The 16,815-nt window shown below is 45.8% G+C and carries 11 protein-coding genes; 5 read left to right on the top strand and 6 right to left on the bottom strand.

Annotated elements, in window-relative coordinates:
- Positions 1-37: 37 nt before the first annotated feature.
- Together YWE_RS0108595 and tyrP are read right to left on the bottom strand one after the other, a co-directional pair.
- Entirely contained in the window at positions 38-1,483 is a 1,446-nt protein-coding gene (locus YWE_RS0108595; protein ID WP_029094153.1) for a catalase, read from the bottom strand.
- A 627-nt stretch (positions 1,484-2,110) separates the two neighbouring features.
- Complete coding sequence (gene tyrP, locus YWE_RS0108585; RefSeq protein ID WP_321572727.1) at positions 2,111-3,256, bottom strand: tyrosine transporter TyrP; 1,146 nt, start codon at positions 3,254-3,256, stop codon at positions 2,111-2,113.
- Positions 3,257-3,690: 434 nt separating this feature from the next.
- Here tyrP and YWE_RS0108580 point away from each other — a divergent pair, with 434 nt between their 5' ends.
- Positions 3,691-4,896, top strand: coding sequence for a nicotinamide mononucleotide deamidase-related protein YfaY (locus YWE_RS0108580; RefSeq protein ID WP_029094150.1), 1,206 nt, complete (start codon positions 3,691-3,693; stop codon positions 4,894-4,896).
- 79 nt (positions 4,897-4,975) lie between these two features.
- On the opposite strand, the gene hypT is transcribed toward YWE_RS0108580, so the two are convergent.
- A complete protein-coding gene (gene hypT / locus YWE_RS0108575) occupies positions 4,976-5,881 on the bottom strand; it encodes a hypochlorite stress DNA-binding transcriptional regulator HypT (RefSeq protein ID WP_029094149.1) in 906 nt (301 codons plus the stop codon).
- Positions 5,882-6,297: 416 nt separating this feature from the next.
- Between hypT and cuyB the strand changes: the two genes are divergently transcribed.
- The 3 genes from cuyB (at position 6,298) to YWE_RS0108560 (ending at position 9,020) form a co-directional block, all read left to right on the top strand.
- Positions 6,298-7,014: a cysteate racemase gene (gene cuyB, locus YWE_RS0108570; protein WP_029094148.1), complete on the top strand. Its 717-nt coding sequence runs from the start codon at positions 6,298-6,300 to the stop codon at positions 7,012-7,014.
- A 108-nt stretch (positions 7,015-7,122) separates the two neighbouring features.
- Positions 7,123-8,427, top strand: a complete 1,305-nt coding sequence (locus tag YWE_RS0108565) for an anaerobic C4-dicarboxylate transporter (RefSeq protein WP_029094147.1) — start codon at positions 7,123-7,125, stop codon at positions 8,425-8,427.
- A gap of 236 nt (positions 8,428-8,663) precedes the next feature.
- Positions 8,664-9,020: a hypothetical protein gene (locus YWE_RS0108560; protein ID WP_029094146.1), complete on the top strand. Its 357-nt coding sequence runs from the start codon at positions 8,664-8,666 to the stop codon at positions 9,018-9,020.
- 95 nt (positions 9,021-9,115) lie between these two features.
- Here YWE_RS0108560 and nrdB read toward each other — a convergent pair whose 3' ends face one another.
- The 3 genes from nrdB to ubiG form a co-directional block, all read right to left on the bottom strand.
- A complete protein-coding gene (nrdB, locus tag YWE_RS0108555) occupies positions 9,116-10,252 on the bottom strand; it encodes a class Ia ribonucleoside-diphosphate reductase subunit beta (RefSeq protein WP_029094145.1) in 1,137 nt (378 codons plus the stop codon).
- Positions 10,253-10,297: 45 nt separating this feature from the next.
- The gene (nrdA, locus tag YWE_RS0108550; protein ID WP_029094144.1) at positions 10,298-12,583 is read right to left on the bottom strand and encodes a class 1a ribonucleoside-diphosphate reductase subunit alpha; all 2,286 of its coding nucleotides are present in this window, start codon (positions 12,581-12,583) and stop codon (positions 10,298-10,300) included.
- Between the two features lie 494 nt (positions 12,584-13,077).
- A complete protein-coding gene (gene ubiG, locus YWE_RS0108545; RefSeq protein ID WP_029094143.1) occupies positions 13,078-13,785 on the bottom strand; it encodes a bifunctional 2-polyprenyl-6-hydroxyphenol methylase/3-demethylubiquinol 3-O-methyltransferase UbiG in 708 nt (235 codons plus the stop codon).
- A 263-nt stretch (positions 13,786-14,048) separates the two neighbouring features.
- On the opposite strand from ubiG, the gene gyrA reads away from it, so the two are divergent.
- Complete coding sequence (gene gyrA, locus YWE_RS0108540; protein ID WP_029094142.1) at positions 14,049-16,727, top strand: DNA topoisomerase (ATP-hydrolyzing) subunit A; 2,679 nt, start codon at positions 14,049-14,051, stop codon at positions 16,725-16,727.
- The last annotated feature ends 88 nt before the right edge of the window (positions 16,728-16,815 follow it).

Below are 16,815 nucleotides of genomic sequence, written 5' to 3'. Positions count from 1 at the left end.
TGAATTGCTTCGGATATTGACCGGTCAATTAAGCAGATTAGCCGTTTTGAACCTTTTCCAGCGCTTTAGCAACGCCGGTACCGTAGTCAGGGTGAACTTTAGTAAACAGGCCAATTTGGCGCTGCTGAATTTCAGCAGGAACCTGCGATAACTCACCGGCGATACGGTCGAACATACGCTGATGTTCTTCAGCACTCAGTAAGTTAAACAGTGCGCGAGGCTGGCTGTAGTAATCGTCGTCTTCACGATGATTCCAGTGGTCGGCTGCGCCTTCGATAGTTAGCGGTGGCTCACTGAAGTTAGGCTGCTCTTTAAATACACCAAAGCTGTTTGGCTCATAGGTAGCACCGTTGCCGCTGTTGCTGTCAACGCGCATTGCGCCATCACGATGGTAGTTATGGAACGGGCAGCGTGGAGCATTTACCGGAATTTGGTGGTGGTTCACACCTAAGCGATAGCGCTGAGCATCACCGTAGGAGAACAGACGACCTTGTAACATTTTATCCGGAGAGAAACTGACGCCGGGCACTACGTTAGCAGGGTTAAACGCCGCTTGTTCAACTTCAGAGAAGTAGTTATCAGGGTTACGGTTCAGTTCAAACTCACCGACTTCAATCAGCGGATAATCTTTATGTAACCAAACCTTAGTTAAGTCGAACGGGTGGTAAGGCAGTTTTGCGGCATCACTTTCCGGCATAACCTGAATGTACATTTTCCATTTAGGGAAATTGCCCTCTTTAATCGCATCAAAAAGATCGCGCTGTGAGCTTTCACGATCTTGGCCGATCAGGGTTTCTGCTTCGTCATCCATCAGGTTTTCAATACCCTGTTGAGTGCGGAAGTGGAATTTAACCCAGTAACGTTGGTTATTGGCGCTGATCAGGCTGAATGTATGGCTACCGAATCCGTGCATATGGCGATAGGATTTTGGCAGACCACGGTCACTGAAGTCGATGGTTAACTGGTGGAGTGATTCCGGCAGTTGGGAGAAAAAGTCCCATTTATAAATCGGATTGCGTAAGTTGGTATGTGGGTCGCGCTTAACAACGTGGTTCAGGTCAGGGAATTTCAATGGATCGCGCAGGTAAAATACAGGGGTATCGTTGCCGACTAAGTCCCAGTTACCTTCTTCGGTATAGAACTTCATGGCAAAACCGCGAATATCACGTTCGGCATCTGCGGCACCGCGTTCACCGGCTACGGTAGAGAAGCGGACAAACATTTCGGTTTTTTTGCCAATATCAGAAAATATTTTAGCGCGGGTATATTGAGTAATATCGTGAGTAACAGTGAATGTGCCGTAAGCACCGGAGCCCTTGGCGTGCATGCGACGCTCAGGAATAACTTCGCGGTCAAAGTGGGCTAACTTCTCTAAAAACCAGATATCTTGTAGTAGCATCGGTCCTCTAGGACCCGCCGTTATTACGTTATTATTATCGACGACCGGAGCACCAGCTACCGTCGTTAACTTCTTATCGCTCATCATCTTCTCCTGTTGAACATCAAATAAATGTAGGTTCATTGACCTATTTAGTGAAGCCGGAACGGTATCTTCCTTAAAAACTATCACTATTAGTAAGGTTATTGGCAGGGAATAGCTAATCGTTACAGCCTATTATCACCATCAGCGTTATCAATATATACCCGTCATACTTCAAGTTGCTTGGGTGTTGACTGCGCCCACTCGCACCAGTCACATAGTCAGCTATGCTCCTGGCGACTCCTAGGCTTGTCGCCTACAAGCAACTCGAATCATTTTGGGTATAATTTCATATTGAATCAATGCTCTGCACATCCTCATGAAATAGTTGAACTTGTCATAATCCCGCAGGGTACTTTTAAGCATACGCCAAACGGGTCTGACAAAATTGTCTCTTGGTCAAAAAAGGCGATACAACAGATTATTATTTTAAGTATGAATGACAAAAAATTCGGGCTGCTTATTTATTGTAGCTATTTATACGTGGGTATGGATTGCACAGTTAAGCCAACTGGATCACAAATTAGGTTTTTTTCGGCAATATAATGCGAAAAATTGCTTTTATGGTCTGATAAATAAAGAAAAACGGAGCAGTGAGCTGCTCCGTTTATATTCATACGCGGGGATAAGTTAGTGCTGCGGCAACAGGCCGAAAACGATACCCAGTTGGATAGCGATAATGCCTAACCCAAAGCAGAATGCAACGATCAAACCTAAAGCGCCACCGGGAACACGGTATCCTTCACTATGATGTTTACGGGTTTGCCTCACCAGCATTGCCGGGATTAAAAGGGCTAAAACAGATAAGGCAATGGCGGCATAGCCCAGAGCCATAATGAAGCCTTTTTGGTAGAACAGGGCAAACATCAACGGTGGCAGGAAAGTGATCAAACCGGTTTGCAGTCGGCCTGAAACGTTATTACTGCGCTTAAACAGGTCTGCAAGATAGTCAAACAGGCCGAGTGCCACGCCGAGGAAAGAAGTTGCCAGCGCCAGTGCAGAGAACAGGCGAACGGATACTTCAACCATTGGGGTATCAACCACTTCTTTAACGGCCTGTAACAGGCCATTGAGACCTGATTCAGAAGCAATAATACCGACAAAGGTGGTCGAGCTAATCGCCCCCAGTGTAGCTAACTGCCATAGAATATAGGCAACTAAAGGAATAGCACTACCGATGATGAATATTTTCTTTAGCTTAGCAACATCGCCGTTCATGTATTTAACAATGCTAGGAATACTGCCGTGAAAGCCGAAAGAAGTAAAAATTACCGGAATAGCAGAAAGTGCCAGCCCTTGCTCCAGAGGTAGCGTAAGTAAATTAGCGCTTTTAACATGTGGCATCATAACTGCCAGCATGATGACCAGAAAGATAATTTTTGCGGTAAACAGGCCTCGATTGATGATATCAACCGAGTGAGTCCCCACGCACACCACGCCGCCGCCAATAATAGCAAAGGCTAACGGACCACTAGCGGAAGGTAAGCTTATGTTCAGGGCTTCATTGATGCTGACCAGCAGAAGCTCACCGCCACCGCTAATATAAGCGGCAACTAATGCGTACATTAAAAATAACATTGCCAGGCCGGTAAGCAGATTACCTTTGGCTCCGAGATAGCGCTTAGCTAAAGTGCCTAGTCCGTCATCTGAATCACTATACTGATAGGCTTCTACCAGTAGCAGTGCGGTGTAGCACATCATCCCCCAAAGGACGACTAACATGGTAAAAGTAACGCCAAAACCTACACCGGCCGCAGCCAGTGGCATTGCTAACATACCTGCACCGATAGTAGTGCCGGCGACAATAAAGATACTGCCTAGAGTGCGATTCCTCACACGAACCTCGGATTATTTTAATGATGTTATTAAGCCAGAACGTTAATTAACCGGCAGTCTTTTTATCATTTTTAAACAACGGAATAGTGCGGTTGTTTAAAGCTGCGGCTAGGGTAAGTGAGTTAAATTGACCTGTCAAACTATAGGTCCGGAGTGTAATTTTTAGTTTACAATTAATGAGGTGTAAATTGAGATATTCGTATAATGGTAAGCGGGCGGTTAACTTTATATTGATTCTGATATGTATGCTTTTAACTTAGTGGTATATCTATCGGCAATTGCACCATAAGTTAGGCATGGAGGTCTATCCGACATGTATCGTGGGCTGTTATCTAAAAGAATCCAGAAAAAGAATAAAAGACGGGAGCGAGCAGATGTTAATGGTTGAAATGTTAAGTACGGGTGATGAAGTTCTGCATGGACAAATTATCGATACCAACGCGGCATGGCTTGCCGATTGTTTTTTTCAACAGGGAATACCATTAAGCAGCCGTTCAACGGTGGGCGACGATCTGGACAGCTTAGTTCAGAAATTACTGGAACGCAGCCATTGCGCTGACGTACTGATTGTTAACGGCGGCCTAGGACCAACCAGTGACGACCTGAGTGCTCTGGCAGCGGCAACGGCTGCGGGCGAACAACTGATTGAACATCCAGAGTGGATTGCCTATATGGAAAGCTATTTTGCTGCCCGTGGGCGACAAATGTCTGTGACCAATCGCAAGCAGGCAATGATTCCTGAAAGTGCTGAACTGATAGATAATCCGGTGGGCACTGCCTGTGGTTTCTCGGTGGTAATTAACGATTGCCTGATGTTTTTCACCCCCGGCGTTCCCTCTGAATTTAAAGTGATGGTTAACGATCAGATATTACCGCGCCTCCGCCAGCGCTATACGCTACCTGAATCACCACTTTGCTTACGCTTAACCAGTTTTGGTCGTACTGAAAGCAGTCTTGCACAACAGTTTGACGTGCTGGCACTGCCGGAAGGGTGTGTTATGGGCTACCGCTCATCGATGCCGATTATTGAGCTCAAGCTAACCGGCCCCGCGTCACAGCGTGAAGAAATGCTCAAGAACTGGCAAATCATTAAGCAAGGAGTGGGCGGAAATATGCTGTATGAAGGGACGGAAGGACTGCCAGCCATTGTGAGTCAGGCTTTAAATGAAAAGGGCTTAACGTTGTCTTTGAGTGAGCAATTCAGCGCAGGTTTACTAAGTTGGAATCTATTATCGGCGAACGCACCGGTGAGTGAATCGGTTGTTCGTTCGGATAATTCACTTCAGACACTGAATCAGTTAATTGCTGATATGCAACAGCGGGTAGCCGAGCAGGGTACATCGCTGGGTATTGCTATTGGTGATTATAATCAAAGTTGTTTATCGCTGGCATTAGTCACGCCCGAAGGTAGCTATGCCCATCGGGTTCGCTATATGCCCCGTCATCATGATACCAAGATTCAACAAGACGTTAGCGTGATGTTAGCTTTAGATATGCTATCGCGCTGGTTGAATCATCGGGATGTATTCGGTAGCTATGAATGGCTGGAGACCGTTGAAACTTCGGGGCCACAGTCATAGATTAGCAGGATAGACGATCTCTGAATGTCATTATCCCGCGAAGAGCAGGGTGATGACATTCAGGTGATAAGCATCGAATTTAGACTTTTCCAACCGGCAAAACCTCATTTTTTAGAATATTCCAAAAGTGCTCCGCCGTTTTATTTAACCGGGTGTCCATTCGATAGATATAGGCCTGAATGGGAATGGTAAGTTCCGGGGTATCAAGGCAAACCAGCTTTTTTTCTTTCAGTTCATCCACCACCGAATAGATTGGCAGCCAGGCAATACCGTGGCCATTAAGCGCCATATTTTTGAGTAACTCACTCATTGAAGACATAAATAGAGTGCGGGGGGCTATGGCGCCAACTTCGCCTAAACGGCGGTTAACTAAACGGCCCATATATGAGGTACCGGTGTAGTTGAGTAACGGAACTTCCGGCTGATAAATATCAAACAGCGGCTTTCCTTCTGAGTCGGTAGCGCATACCGGATATAGCTCAGATTCAAAAACCTTTAGGTAACTGAACGGCGTTTGAAGTAAATCTTCGTCATAAAATGACAGAATAAAATCACTTTTTCCTTCCCTGAGGGTATTGACCACCTGTACCACATCAATAGCTTCAACGTGATAGACAAAATCATTGGCGTAATCAGCAAAGGAATGTACCAGCTCTGGTAATAAAGTCAGGGAGAGTGAATGGGCTGCGGCAATTTTTATATTAGGAATGCTCAGTAAATTCTGACCGCTCAATTCGCTGAGGTTACATTCAAGCTGCTGGAGCAGGCTGCGTGTTTGGGAGTGGAACAGCTTACCTTCTTCCGTTAATTGCAATGGAGAGGTTGTTCGATCAAATAGCTCAACGCCCAATGCAGATTCTAATGCTTTAATTCTGCGACTGAATGCGGGTTGAGAAATATTACGCTGCTCAGCCGCATGAGAAAAATGACGGCAGGCCTCAAGAGTTAAAAAATCATATAACCATTTAGTTTCTATATTTTTCATCTGACGTCTCAATTTAGGTATCTGCTATTTGAATTTTGCATAGGTAGCCGGCAAACAACATTCAACAGGTTATTGAATAGCCTGTTAGCTGATTTGTGCTATTTCGAGCTATACCCTGATAACTAGGCCCTGTTGCCACAATATACTGACATCAATCCTGTTGTCATTCCAACCTTAATCGTCAATGTGTGAGTTTGGTTAATGCAGATTTTGCATCACTCCATACATACTTGCATTTCTCTTCTCAAATGACTCCTGATAAATATTGATCAAGGAATTAACGACAGAACAAACGTTAATAAATATCGAGAAAGTAAATAGAAACGTTAAATTTTATGAAATTGGTGTAATAAGAATGGCCATTTAAATATAGCCAAACACCTCGTTCATAATAAACGGAATAAGAGGATGTCATTGTGAAAGGTTTAATTGGTGTATTAGGTGGAATGGGTCCTGCCGCAACGGTTGATATATTTAATAAGTTTGTCAGCTTTACCGCGGCAGGCAGCGATCAGGAACATATTCCGTTAATTATATCGTCTATTCCTGATATTCCTGACCGGACACAGGCATTGTTACATAATGGCAATTCTCCACTGCCGGTAATGGAAGATTACCTTCACCGCTTAGAGGTTGCCGGGGCCGAATGCATTGTTATTCCTTGTAACACCGCTCATTATTGGTATCCGGAACTTAAAAAAGCCTGCCACGTTGAAATGCTCAGTATCATTGAAACCACCATGGGCGAGGCCAAGGCTTCAGGCAAGACCAATATCGGGCTTTTGGCAACCAATGCCACTCTGGCCATGGGGCTATATCAGAAGAATATAGAAGGGCTGGGCTTTAAATGTATTAATCCTGACCAGTCGGGTCAGGAAAAAGTAATGGAAAGTATTTATAGCTTAAAAGCGGGTAATATTGCACAGGCTGAATCATTAATGGCCGAGCAGGTGGCAACATTATTTCAACGCGGGGCTGAAGTCATTGTTTTAGGTTGTACCGAGGTGCCGGTTATTTTAGCTAAAGAGATAAAACAACATCCGGAAAAATTTATTGATTCTACAGCTTCATTAGTTCGGGCCGGCATTCGCTGGTATGAAAAACGGGTTGGAAAAACTGATTTATTATTTTAATAAAAAATAAAAAGAAGTAATGATATACGCGGCTCTTCATGACGCCGTGCAGGTTAATCATTTTTGATATTAACAATAAGTGACAAATTATTGTCTATTGGAGCCGTTATGGTTTGGTTAGAGATTATTGTTGTTTTGGGTGCAATATTTTTCGGTATACGGATGGGGGGGATCGGAATCGGCCTGTGTGGCGGGCTGGGTCTGGCTATTCTTACCCTTGGATTTGGCTTGCCGATCGGCTCTCCGCCGGTTGACGTTATTCTGATTATCATGACCGTAGTTGTTGCCGCCTCAGCCCTTCAGGCCGCAGGCGGTATGGACTATCTGGTTCGGGTCGCCGGGGCTTTTATGCGCCGGAATCCTAAATATATTAATATCATTGCGCCAATCATTACCTGGACGATGACGATTATGGCGGGAACCGGTTTTATTGTGTTCTCGACTTTGCCTGTTATTGCTGAAGTGGCTAAAGAGTCGGGTATTCGTCCATCCCGGACGCTAGCCGGTTCGGTTGTGGCATCACAAATTGCAATTTCAGGTTCTCCTATCAGTGCCGCCATGGCGGCGATGTTAAGCATCATGGAGAAAGAGAGCGTAACCTTCTTGCAGGTCATGGCCGTCTGTTTACCAGCCTCTTTTGTTGCTGCTATGGTCGCGGCTTTTATTGCTTCCCGTCAGGGCTGTGAGTTGGAAGACGATGAAGTTTATCTGGAGCGTCTGCAAAAGGGCTTAGTTCAAAAACATGTGGAGAAACTCACGCCTGATACACCACAGGCAAAACTCTCTGTTGTTCTGTTTTTATTGGCAACCGTCGGTATTGTTATTCTGGCTGCATTCCCGTCCCTTCGTCCCGGCTTTGACATCGGTAAGACCATGGGAACCCGGGATATTATTATTATCTGTATGATGAGCGCTGCCTGTTTAATGGTGGTTTTCTGCAAAACCTCTACCGATTCTATTGTGCTGGCACCGACTTTTCGGGCCGGTATGAGTTCGGTTGCGGTAATTTTAGGTATTGTAACCTTGGGCACCACCTTAGTTGATGCTCATATGCTTGAGATTAAAGAGATTGCCGGTAGCGTGCTGAAAAGCTATCCGATGTTATTAGCATTGGTACTGTTTGGCACCTGTGCATTACTTTACTCTCAAGGGGCGACGACGCCGCTGATTATTCCGCTGGCTATTGCCTTAGACGTGCCTCACTGGGCAATTCTGGCTTCTTACGTCGCCGTAACGGGGGTATTTGTTTTACCCACTTATCCGACGTCATTGGCGGCAATGGAGTTCGATACGACCGGAACGACACGGGTCGGGAAGTATGTACTTAACCATCCGTTTATGTTGCCGGGCTTAGGCGGGATTATTGCCGGTGTTGCCTTCGGATTTATGATTGCGCCAATGGTGATGGGATAGGCTTAAACCTGCTACGTTTTGGCGTTATGCTCTGAATAGAGGCATCACACTGATTTTGTGTGATGCCTTTTTTAATTGTGGAATGTTGGTTCCGGATAACATTTTGCTATGGCTAAAAAGGGCATATTGACCCCGATATAAAAATAAATACTCATGTATCACTGGAAATTTTTGTTTGGCTTAATTATGGTGTCGGAAATTTTATTTGCGGTTGAACAATTCACATGGAGAGGCTGATGGAAAAGCGCTGTATATATAGCCTGATTTTAGGCCCGTTACTGTTTTTAACGGCCTGTACAACCTCTGGGCCTAAATTACCGACCGTTTCAGAAGCCGACTCAGCAATAAAAACAACGCTGCTGAAAGATGCTCAGGCCCACGACAGCTCTTTTGCCATTGATATGGTCAAAATTGATATTGGCTGCATTAAAGTTAAACAGCTTGAGAATTGTCAGGTTCAGAGCGATCGCTCAGTAACCTGTGATGTCTATTCCGATTTTAGAATTCCTGAATCAGGCATCGTTGAAACCAATTTAGATAAGATTGGTTTTTCCCGGGTCGATGACCACTGGGTGGCGAATTTGTTTAAGTAATTCGAAGTTAGGTCATTAACTGCCAGCGTTATAAATCAAAAGAGCCTGCTAATAGTTAGCAGGCTCTTTTTGTATTAAAGAAATTTAGTGCTGATTTAGAGTTCGAAATCACTCAGGTCATCGGCATGCATTTCTGAGTCAATCTGACCGACCAGATAAGAGCTGACTTCAACTTCCTGCGGGGCCACCTGAACGTTATCAGAAACCAACCATGCATTAATCCATGGGATAGGGTTTGAACGGGTTTCAAACGGTAACGGTAACCCTACGGCCTGCATCCGAATGTTGGTGATGTAATCAACATACTGACACAGAATATCTTTATTCAGACCAATCATAGAACCGTCGCGGAACAGGTATTCTGCCCACTCTTTCTCTTGTTCAGCTGCCAGAACAAACAGATCGTAGCACTGTTGCTGACATTCAATGGCTATCTCTGCCATCTCAGGGTCATCGTGGCCGTTGCGCATTAAATTAATAATGTGCTGAGTTCCCGTCAGGTGCAGGGCTTCATCGCGGGCGATCATCTTGATGATTTTGGCGTTACCTTCCATCAGTTCACGTTCGGCGAAGGCAAAAGAGCAGGCAAAGCTAACGTAGAAGCGTATCGCTTCCAGTGCATTCACGCTCATCACGCACAGATAAAGCTGTTTCTTCAGTTCATGCAGGTTGACCGTAATGGTTTCACCATTGATCTGATGAGTTCCTTCACCAAACAGGTGGTAATAGTTACTCATTCTGATCAGATCGTCGTAGTAACCTGAAATATCTTTAGCGCGCTTCAGAATCTCTTCATTGGTCACGATATCATCAAACACGATTGACGGATCGTTGACGATATTACGGATAATATGGGTATAAGAGCGCGAATGGATGGTTTCTGAGAATGACCATGTCTCCACCCAGGTTTCTAATTCAGGGATAGAGATCAGCGGCAGAAAGGCCACGTTAGGGCTTCTGCCCTGAATTGAATCCAGCAGCGTTTGGTATTTCAGGTTACTGATAAAAATATGTTTCTCATGATCGGGTAACGCTTGATAGTCAATCCGATCGCGGGAAACGTCAACTTCTTCAGGACGCCAGAAGAAGGACAGCTGTTTTTCAATCAGTTTTTCAAACAGCTCATGCTTCTGCTGGTCATAGCGGGCTACGTTAACCGGCTGACCAAAAAACATGGGTTCTTTTAACTGATCGTTTTTGTTTTGGGAAAATGTAGTGTAGGTATGAGCCATGATAAGTCCCTGAAAATTGGGGGCAGAGTCGCCCCCCAAAATAGATTAAATCTTACATGCGCCGCTTTCGCAGTCATCGTCTTGTTTTGCAGGTAATAGGTCACCTTGTACATCATCAGCACCGTCGCGGGTGTTTTGATAGTACAGCGTTTTAACACCATATTTATACGCAGTGAGCAGGTCTTTAAGTAACTGCTTCATCGGCACTTTCCCGCCAGGGAAACGATTTGGATCGTAGTTGGTGTTGGCTGAAATCGACTGGTCGATAAACTTCTGCATCAGGCCGACTAAGTGCAGATAGCCATCGTTACTAGGCAGATCCCAAAGTAACTCATAGGCATCGGTCAGATTCTCATAGTCAGGAACCACCTGACGTAAAATACCGTCTTTAGAGGCTTTAACGCTGATATGTCCGCGAGGCGGTTCAATACCGTTGGTGGCATTAGATATTTGTGATGATGTCTCTGACGGCATTAATGCTGACAGGGTTGAGTTACGCAGACCATGGGTTTTAATGTCCTGACGCAAAGCTTCCCAGTCATAATGAAGGGGTTCATTGCATAGGCTATCCAGATCTTTCTTATAGTTATCAATCGGCAGAATGCCTTGAGAATAACGGGTTTCGTTAAACCACGGGCAAGGGCCTTGTTCACGTGCCAGCTCATTAGACGCTTTCAACAGATAATATTGAATCGCCTCAAAGGCTCTGTGGGTCAGGCCGTTGGCGCTGCCATCAGAATAACGGACGCCGTTTTTAGCCAGATAATAGGCATAGTTAATCACACCAATACCTAATGTACGGCGACCCATAGAACCACGCTTAGCAGCTAGAATAGGGTAATCCTGATAGTCCAACAGGGCATCAAGGGAACGTACCGCCAACGTGGCTAACTCTTCCAGCTCATCTAAGCTATCTATGGCACCCAGATTGAAAGCGGAAAGGGTACAGAGTGCAATTTCACCGCTCTCATCATTGATATCGTTCAATGGCTTAGTCGGCAGGGCGATTTCCAGACACAGGTTAGACTGGCGAACCGGAGCCACGACCGGATCGAACGGGCTATGGGTATTACAATGGTCAACGTTTTGAATATAGATACGACCGGTAGAAGCACGTTCTTGCATCATTAAAGAGAACAGTTCGACCGCTTTAACCTGACGCTGGCGAATAGAAGAATCGGCTTCATATTTAACATATAAACGCTCAAACTCTTCCTGATCGGCGAAGAAGGCGTCATATAGCCCCGGAACGTCTGACGGGCTGAATAGGGTAATATTCTCGTTTTTAACCAGGCGCTGATACATCAGTTTATTTAACTGAACGCCATAGTCCATATGACGAACCCGGTTCTCTTCAACACCCCGGTTATTTTTCAGCACCAGCAGGTTTTCAACTTCCAGATGCCAAATCGGATAGAACACCGTTGCAGCTCCGCCACGAACGCCACCCTGAGAGCATGATTTTACCGCGGTCTGGAAGTGCTTGTAGAACGGAATACAGCCGGTATGGAAGGCCTCACCGTTACGGATTGGGCTGCCCTGAGCACGGATTCTACCGGCGTTAATACCGATACCGGCGCGTTGGGAAACGTATTTAACAATGGCACTAGAGGTTGCATTGATTGAATCAAGGCTATCACCGCACTCGATCAGTACGCATGAACTGAACTGGCGGGTTGGTGTGCGAACGCCGGCCATAATCGGCGTTGGCAGTGAAATCTTAAAGGTTGAAATAGCATCGTAGAAACGCTTTACATAGCTAAGGCGAGTTTCGCGCGGGTAGCGTGAGAACAGGCAAGCAGCGACTAAGATATACAGGAACTGGGCGCTCTCATACACTTCACCGGTGACGCGGTTCTGAACCAGATACTTACCTTCCAACTGCTTAACGGCAGCATAAGAAAAGTTCATATCACGCCAGTGCTCAATGTAGGTTCCCATCTCCTCGAACTCTTCGACCGAGTAGTCTTCTAACAGATGGCTATCGTATTTACCCATCTCGACCATGTTTTTTACATGGGCATATAAAGCCGGTGGCTCAAACTGACCGTAGGCTTTTTTACGCAGATGGAAGATCGCAAGACGTGCAGCCAAGTACTGATAGTCAGGCGTATCACGTGAAATTAAGTCTGCGGCAGCGCGGATAATGGTTTCATGAATATCAGAGGTTCTGATGCCATCATAAAACTGAATATGTGAGCGAAGCTCAACCTGAGAAACTGAAACATTATTCAGGCCTTCTGCTGCCCAATCGATGACCCGATGAATTTTATCAAGGTTGATGCGTTCTTTGGTGCCATCGCGTTTAGTGACTAATAGACTTTGATTCATAGCGTAATACGTACCTTTCCGTGAGATTTGTGCTTTACACATTAAGATGCCATGTGGCGCTTAGTGTGGCTACATGATCAAAACACAATATATAGGGGTCTTGAAGCTCATGGGGTACAAGATAGTGTTCTATGACGCGTTTTGCAAGTGAACAAAATGGCCTATTCTTGTGGATAACTTTTGGGATAACGGCGCTAAGTTCCCGTGTTCATTAGAGGTTATAGCTTACATATCTGAAATAAATATTTAACCATTTTAAACAAAATATTTTTAACTGCTGAATTATTCGACGGTTAATGGTTTAAATATTAGCAAACCTTTAAAAGGAGTTTGTGGTTGTCTAAAAATGTTGCACTTAATAAAAATTAATAACGGCAGCTTATTATCTGGCCTCTGATTTGCTGGCTCGATGAAAACATTTTTCGCCGCTTCCTGTGCCGTTGAATTTGCATCACTTTAGGCTGCGGCGCTAACACATGTAGACCAGCGTTCTGTCAATCTTTAGTGCAATGGACCATATAATTGACGTCTACGTTGTCTGCCAACTTAAACGTTTTTAGTAACGGATTGTAGTGAAGGCCGGTCATATGGCGATCGCGCAGCGCGGTTTGATCTACCCAGCTAATCAGTTCAGAAGGGCGGATGAATTTTTTCGCATCATGCGTCCCTTTAGGCACCATGTTCAGCACATACTCCGCCCCGACAACCAGCATCAACCAGGCTTTAGTATTGCGATTAATGGTGGAGAAGAATACGTGGCCTCCGGGCTTAACCAACTGAGCGCAGGCGCGAACAACCGAGGAGGGATCCGGAACGTGTTCCAGCATTTCCATGCAGGTAACAATATCGTACAGGCCCGCATTTTCTTTGGCATGAGCCTCAACGGTTTGTTGAACATATTCGACCGGGACGCCGCTTTCTACCGCATGCAGGCGGGCAACCAACAAGGGCTCACTTCCCATATCCAGCCCGGTGACTTTAGCCCCCTCATGAGCCATACTTTCAGACAAAATTCCGCCACCGCAGCCAACGTCTAAAATTTTCTTACCGAACACACCGTTTGCCCGCAGTTGGATATAGCCAAGGCGCAGCGGATTAATCTGATGCAATGGCTTAAATTCGCCTTCTAAATCCCACCAGCGGGAAGCTACGGCTTCAAATTTAGCAATTTCGTTGTGATCGACATTTTCTGGTGAATTCATAAAAGTTACCTAACTGCCTGATGTGATGGTCGGAATTATACATCAATTCATCACAAAGTGGTGGTATCCAACAGGGACAAGAAANTTTTCCTGCCAAATAAAGATGTTAGCTTTAATGCTCAGAGTGAGGCTGGCAATGATAGCTGGTCTGACTTTAATGGAAAATTGGTAAGATGACTTGGTGAATATTAGAAACAATCGGTTAGATGTGATATAATTTTGCACCTTTTCCGGGCTGATAATAATAGAGGGATAGCGGCTCCATGAGCGATCTTGCCAGAGAAATTACACCGGTCAATATCGAGGATGAGCTTAAAAACTCTTATCTTGATTATGCCATGTCCGTTATTGTCGGACGAGCTCTTCCAGATGTTCGAGACGGACTGAAGCCTGTGCACCGTCGCGTATTATTCGCGATGAACGTACTAGGTAATGATTGGAATAAAGCATATAAAAAATCGGCGCGCGTAGTCGGTGACGTTATCGGTAAGTACCACCCACACGGTGATACTGCGGTTTATGACACCATTGTACGTATGGCTCAGCCTTTCTCCCTGCGTTACATGCTAGTAGATGGTCAGGGTAACTTCGGTTCTGTCGACGGTGACTCAGCCGCAGCAATGCGTTATACCGAAATTAGAATGTCAAAGATTGCTCACGATTTGTTGATGGATCTTGATAAAGAGACCGTTGACTTCGCGCCAAACTATGACGGAACAGAACAAATTCCAACGGTGCTGCCGACTCGAATCCCTAACCTTTTGGTGAATGGTTCTTCCGGTATTGCCGTTGGTATGGCAACCAATATTCCTCCGCATAACCTTGCTGAAGTGATTAACGGTTGTCTTGCCTTTATTGAAGATGAAGATATTAGCCTTGAAGGGCTGATGGAACACATCCCGGGGCCTGACTTCCCGACCGCCGCCATCATTAATGGTCGTCGCGGTATTGAAGAGGCTTACCGGACCGGTCGCGGTAAAATTTATATCCGTGCTCGTGCCGAGGTTGAAGCCGACGAGAAAACCGGCCGTGAAACAATTATTGTTCATGAGATCCCTTATCAGGTGAACAAGGCCCGGCTGATTGAAAAAATCGCCGAGCTGGTAAAAGATAAAAAGCTTGAAGGTATCAGTGCACTGCGCGATGAGTCGGATAAAGACGGCATGCGTATCGTGGTTGAAATCAAACGTGATTCTGTTGGTGAAGTAGTACTGAATAATCTGTACTCACAGACCCAAATGCAGGTGACTTTTGGTATCAACATGGTTGCTCTTCATCAGGGGCAGCCGAAGCTGCTGGGCCTGAAAGCAATGTTGGAGGCGTTTGTTCGCCACCGTCGTGAAGTGGTTACTCGCCGTACTATTTTTGAACTGCGTAAAGCCCGCGATCGTGCTCATATCCTTGAAGGTTTGGCGATTGCCTTGGCAAATATCGATCCGATTATTGAGCTGATTCGTGCGGCATCTACGCCGGCAGAAGCTAAGATTGGTTTGATTGCACAGTCATGGGAGCTGGGTAACGTTTCTGCGATGCTTGAGCGTGCCGGTGATGATGCTGCACGACCTGAATGGCTGGAGCCAGAGTATGGCATCCGTGACGGGCGCTACTACTTAACTGAGCAACAGGCTCAGGCAATTCTGGAACTTCGCTTACATCGCCTGACCGGCCTTGAGCATGAAAAACTGCTTGATGAATATAAAGAGCTGCTGACGCAAATTGCTGCGCTGCTCTATATTCTTGAAAGTCCGGAACGTTTGATGGAAGTGATCCGCGAAGAGCTTGAGGCGGTTCGCGATCAGTATAATGACAAGCGTCGTACTGAAATCACTGAAAATACTGCCGATATCAATATCGAAGATTTGATAACCCAGGAAGACGTGGTTGTCACATTGTCTCATCAGGGGTATGTGAAATATCAGCCGCTGTCTGACTATGAAGCTCAACGTCGCGGTGGTAAAGGTAAGTCAGCGGCCAGAATTAAAGAAGAAGACTTTATCGAACGTCTGTTGGTTGCCAATACCCACGACACGATTCTTTGCTTCTCAAGCCGCGGTCGTCTGTACTGGATGAAGGTTTATCAATTACCAGAAGCCAGCCGCGGAGCCCGTGGTCGTCCAATCATCAATTTACTGCCTCTGGAACAGAACGAGCGTATCACCGCTATTCTGCCGGTGCGTGAATATGAAGAAGGGCGCAATATCTTTATGGCAACCGCTAACGGTACCGTGAAGAAAACGCGTCTGACTGACTTTAGCCGTCCGCGCAGTGCCGGTATTATTGCCGTTAATCTGAACGAGGGTGATGAACTGATTGGCGTTGACCTGACTGACGGAACCAACGAAATTATGTTGTTCTCGGCTGAAGGTAAAGTGGTTCGCTTCCTGGAAGAAGAAAAGCTGGAAGACGGCTCTATTCGTGGTGTTCGTCCAATGGGTCGTACCGCAGCAGGCGTTCGTGGTATCAAACTAAGCGAAGCCGATCGCGTGGTTTCCCTGATTGTTCCTCGCGGTGACGGTGAAATTCTGACCGTGACGCAGAATGGTTATGGTAAGCGTACGGCACTGGCTGATTATCCGACTAAGTCCCGCGCAACTCAGGGCGTGATCTCAATTAAAGTGAGTGAGCGTAATGGTCGCGTTGTGGGTGCGGTTCAGGTTGACCAGTGTGACCAGATTATGATGATTACTGATGCCGGTACCTTAGTGCGTACTCGCGTATCTGAAGTCAGCGTTGTTGGTCGTAACACTCACGGTGTTACTCTGATTCGTACTGCTGAAGACGAAAACGTAGTTGGGCTCCAGCGCGTTGTTGAGCCGGAAGAAGACGATGAAGTGACTAGCATTGATCCCGCGTTAGTTGCCGCAAGCCTCGAAGAAGATCTCGACGTTATCGATTCTGAAGAGCTCGATGAAGATGATTCAGAAGAGCCGGAAGAAGAGTAATCTCTCTTGGTGATTAAGAAAAAAGCCAGCATTATGCTGGCTTTTTTGTCTGTAGATAACGGCGGGATAAACATCTATAAACCGACAC

This window comes from Budvicia aquatica DSM 5075 = ATCC 35567 (genome assembly GCF_000427805.1).
Classification (GTDB): Bacteria; Pseudomonadota; Gammaproteobacteria; order Enterobacterales; family Enterobacteriaceae; genus Budvicia; species Budvicia aquatica.
Note: the sequence above shows the minus strand (reverse complement) of the source record. Positions and strands in the feature narration are given on the sequence as shown.